The sequence below is a fragment of the Williamwhitmania sp. genome, from assembly GCA_035529935.1.
Lineage (GTDB): Bacteria > Bacteroidota > Bacteroidia > Bacteroidales > Williamwhitmaniaceae > Williamwhitmania.
In genome coordinates, this window is record DATKVT010000052.1 from 1 (window position 1) to 5,062 (window position 5,062).

Sequence of the window (5,062 nt, forward strand, 5' to 3'; positions counted from 1 at the left end):
TTGACACCATCAACCCATGTTGGTAATGCTGCATTAGCACCCAATAGAGTAGTCCAGCTTTTTGCAAAAGTTGCCACATGCTGAGCGCTTGAGAAACCTGTTGCAGTAGAACCAGTTCCTTCGTCAAAGTGCCAGCCAGCCTTCAAGTATAAGGCATCGTCAATAAAACCATAGGCCGCAGCATTAAAGGTGGTCATGGCTTCGGTTAGCTGTGTAACCAGGTTGTTAATCTGAGCTTGTGTAAGATTAGTTGCAGCGGCGGCAGTTTTAACGGTTTGTAGTGTTGTCGTAAAATTGTCGATCGCAGCTTGAGGGTAATCGTTAGGGCTTGCAGCAGCAACAAGCGCATCGGCTTGGGCAATTAAAGCTGTGAGCGCTGTTTTGTCTCCTGCAACAACAGAGGTACTGCTGTCTTTCGAGCACGATCCAAGTAACAAAGCTGAACCTACAACGAGTGTAAGCAGCAATGTTTGGAACTTCTTCAAATTTGTCATTTTCATAACGTTTAGTTTTAAAGGGTGAGTAATGTTCGGTGAAATTTGTATTTGTTTTAAGGATTTATATTTTCGTTGGCATCTATTTCGGCCTGTGGTATTGGGAGATACCGCTTGGTTTCGTAGTTAAAATCGGGTCCAAGCGCAGCTTCAGCCACTGTTTTTCCCCACCGCATTAGGTCGAAGTAGCGGTGAAACTCCTGTGCCAGCTCAACCCTACGCTCATGCTGGATGGCGGTCCGGAGTTGATCCTGATTTGAGGTGGTGACATCATTAAGCAGATCGGGAGGTGGAGTGCCATTAAAGCTGGCTAGTGCCCTATGCCTTACTATATTGAGATTTGCTTTAGCCGAATCGGCATTGCCAATTTCGTTAAATGCTTCAGCCTTCATCAATAAAAGATCGGCATATCGGAAGTAGATGTAGTTAAGGTCACCATCCCCCTTAAGCGCCGCTGAAACTTGTGAAAGTGGCTGTTGATGCTTCTTGGTGAGATATCCAGTTGCTGGTGACCATGATGCGCTAAAAACATCACCATCCAACCAAGGCTGACCATCACGACCAATGGAAGCATCCAGGCGCGGGTCAACGTCACCAGTGGAAGTACTTACCTCAAAGGCGTCCACCAAGCTTTGGGTTGGGGCATCGAAGTAATATCCTCCATCAACGGAAGGGGCAAACCACTGATTTAATTCACTTCCTTCACCCGATGGGATTTGTCCCGAGAGGTGTTGAATTTCAAAGATTGATTCGCTGCTGTTTTCGTAGGCCAGCTTAAAGTTATCGGCATAGTTTGGAAGGAGGTGATATATTCCTAGGGCCTCAACCTGCTGAAAGTATCCAAGGGCAGCTGTCCAATTCTGTTGATACAAGTTAACCTTTCCAAGCATGGCAAGAGCCGCTCCACGCGTAACTCGGCCTACATCAGAGGAGGTGTATGAAACGGGTAAAACCGCAGCCGCATCCAATAAATCGGTCTGAATTTGAGCATAAATATCGGATACATCGCTCAAAGGAACATGAATGGCAGCTTGGGTAGTTGGAGGGAGCAACTTTAGGGGAACCCTTCCAAAAATATTCACAAGGTTGAAATAGCTGTATGCCCTAATGAACTTTGCTTCTCCTATTATTCTATTTTTTAAGCCCGCATCCATGGTAACGGCAGGTACGTATGCTATTACGTTATTGGCACGAGTAATGGCTTCATAGGCAAAGCTCCAGTAATTGCTTATAACACCATTGTTTGAATTTGCATTGAACGCATCGATGAAGGTAATCTCTGCCTGATCTCCCGGATTACCTCCCTTTACGGCATCATCGGAAGCCACATCACCGAAAACCCAAATAAGATTATTGGGTGAAGTAAACGTAATGGCTTGATAAGTGCCATTGATGGCCTGAAGTGCTTGTTCTTCGTTTTGGTAGAAGTTATCAGAAGAAAATTGGCCTTGCAGATCCTCCGTTAAAAATTTGGTACAGCTGCTAAGTATTGCTAACGAAAGCGACAATAATAAGAGCGTTTTACGGTATCCAAAAGAACGGTTAGTAGTGCTAAGCACACGAGTTACCTGATGACGAATTGCACCTGAATTAATTTTATAGTTCCATTTCATAGCCCGATGTCATTAAAATGTGAGATCTAGTCCAAACATTATAGTCCTAGCCGAAGGATAGGTTCCCCAATCGATACCATTAGCAGCATCTCCTTCGCTTTGAGAGTTATTGCTTACGGTCATTTCTGGGTCAAGACCCGAATACTTTGTGAAGGTGAGCAGATTGCTTCCTGACACATAAACTCGCGCCAACGACAACCCAACTACCTTAAGAATTTTGGGAGATATTGTATAGCCAAACTGTAAGTTTTTCAACCGCAGGTATGAGCCATCCTCAAGAAAACGCGATGAAGGCATGGCGTTGTTCGCCTTGGCACTCCACGAAGCTCTTGGCTGGGTATTCGAGGTGCCCTCCCCTGTCCAGCGTTGATCAAAATAGCGCTGTGTTACAGGAAAACCGCGATAGAATCCTTCAATATCTTGATTTATCTGCGAATAAATTTTATTGCCGTAGGTTCCCTGAAAGAAGAGACTCACATCAAAATTCTTATAGTGAGCAGCCAGGTTAACCCCTAACGTCATTTTTGGGATAGCGCTACCAAGGTGTACCCTATCTTTATTGTCAATACGCCCATCCCCATTTTGATCCTTAAATTTCACATCGCCCGGTCGAATGTTGGCGCCCTGATATGCCGAGAGCAATACTTCGGATGCATTTTGGAAAATACCATCCATCTGAAGCATGTAAAAGGAGCCAATGGGGTGTCCAACGTCTGTCAAAGTTGCGTAAGTTCCGGTCTCAACAAGGCCATTTCTAATGGGTGCATCCAGCTTGAGAACCTCGTTGTGAATGAAGGAGAGGTTTCCACTTACGGAGAAGCCCCACTCCCGCTTTGAATGACGATAGGACGCCTCCAACTCAAGCCCTGAATTCAATACTGACCCATTATTAACCCATGGTGCGGCCTCATAGCCAACCGATGGAGGATTGGAGGCATAAACAAGCATATTCTGCGTTATCTTGTAGTAGTAATCAACCGAAAACGCGAAGGCGCCATTCCAAAGTTCAGCATCCAAACCGCCATTGTACTGGTAACTCGTTTCCCACTTCAGATTCCTATTACCGAGCGTGGTTTGCGCATATCCGCTATTGGATATTCCGCCGAACGGATAGTTGTAATTTGCTGACATTCTACCAACATTGGCGTAGGGTGTAATATTTTGGTTACCAACGGCGCCGTAACCTGCACGCAGTTTAAGATTGCTGAGCCAGGAAACATCCTTAAGAAAAGCTTCCTCTTTAAGTGCCCAACCGGCAGATAACGAATAGAAGGTTCCCCACTTGTTATTCCCAATAAACATTGAAGTACCATCTCTGCGTAAGGTTCCTGAGATGAAATACTTCTGCTTGTAATCGTAGCTTACTCTTCCAAAAAATGAGGCCAAGGTATTGGCATCCTTGAATTGGCCAACGGTTTTAGTTCCCAGTCCATTTCCTAGGAAGAGAACATCGCTCTGTTGGATTGGAAAATTCATATCGCTACCATTGAAGCCTCCGTCGCTATTCTTTATGGCCTCAAACCCGACCATTGCAGAGATATTATGCGAATCAGAGATGGTTGTTGAGTAGTCAAGGATATTGTTTTCGGTCAAATTCGTGCTTTGCGAATTGCTAACATTCAAACCGTTTATCGCAGTTACACGGTTTAATGTTCCCCAGGTTGGATAAAAGGTGCGGGTATTGGTGTTACGATAATCAATACCAACGTTGGAGGTAAACTTCAAATCTTTGGTTATTTTAACCTTTAGATAGGCCTTACCAAGATAGGTGTTGTCCTTGCGATTATTATCGTTATATGCCTCCATCCCAATGGGGTTATACCCATCACCCAAGAAGGTATTATAAACCTGAGCCCCAAAATATGCTGAAGGTAAATCAACAAAGGTTCCATCTGGATATCTAACTGGAATGGCGGGGTTTCGAAAGAAGGCATATCTTACTACGCTACCACCGTTGCCGCCTGCACCATCGCCTGAACTTCCAATTATATCGTTGCTCGAAAGACCTGTGAGCATACTTACACCAACGGTAACTCTTTTGTTAACTTCGGTATTCAAATCAACTCTCACCGTTCCACGAGTGTAGTCGGTGCTCTTTATGATTCCTTGCTGATTAAAATACGATGCCGAAATTATATAGTTGGTCGTCTCATTTCCACCCGAAATGGAGAGTTCATGAGAGCTGATAGGTGCTTTTTGAAATAGTTCCTTCAGATAGTTTACATTGGCAAAATTCACCGCATCGGCAGGGGTTATAAGTGGCCGCGGCTGCAAGCCTGCAGCTAAATATGAATTATCGTTAGTAGCGGCCTCGTTGTAAATGGTGATATAGTCGGTAGTATTGACCATTTTAGTGAGGCGAGTAGCCTGCTGGAATCCCGTTTGGCCGTGATAGGTGACCTTGGTTTCACCTTTTTTCCCTTTTTTGGTGGTTATTAACACCACTCCATTATTGGCACGAGAACCATAAATTGCAGCGGATGATGCATCTTTCAGCACTGTAACACTTTCGATATCACCGGGAGAAAGAGTATTGAGAGCATCGGCCATTGGAATACCGTCAACAATATAGAGCGGGTCGTTGCTCGAGTTGATGGAACCAATACCACGAATACGCACCGTTACCCCCTCACCGGGAGCACCGGTATTTTGAGTTACCAAAACCCCCGCTGCACGACCCTGCAAAGCTTGATCAAGCCCTGCTACCGGAACTTTATTGAGATCGGCATTATTCACCTTGGTTACGGCACCCAGCACATCGCGCCTTTTAGCCGATCCATAGCCAATAACCACCAGGTCATCCATCATTACCGTACTTTGATTTAGCTTCACATCAATCGCCGTGCGGTTTCCTAAAACTTCCTCTACCGGTGTATATCCCATATAGGAGTATACAAGGATCGATTGGGGATTCAACTGATCCGATACCAGATGGTATTTACCATCGAGGTCGGT

3 protein-coding genes are annotated in these 5,062 nt (G+C 45.0%); all 3 read right to left on the minus strand.

The features are described from left to right. A partial coding sequence (locus VMW01_03990) for a hypothetical protein (protein HUW05401.1) occupies positions 1 to 500 on the minus strand: 500 nt, incomplete at its 3' end. A gap of 50 nt (positions 501 to 550) precedes the next feature. Next, positions 551 to 2,107, minus strand: coding sequence for a RagB/SusD family nutrient uptake outer membrane protein (locus VMW01_03995; protein HUW05402.1), 1,557 nt, complete (start codon positions 2,105 to 2,107; stop codon positions 551 to 553). Between the two features lie 12 nt (positions 2,108 to 2,119). After that, positions 2,120 to 5,062 (minus strand): TonB-dependent receptor (locus VMW01_04000; protein HUW05403.1); only part of this gene is annotated, 2,943 nt, incomplete at its 5' end.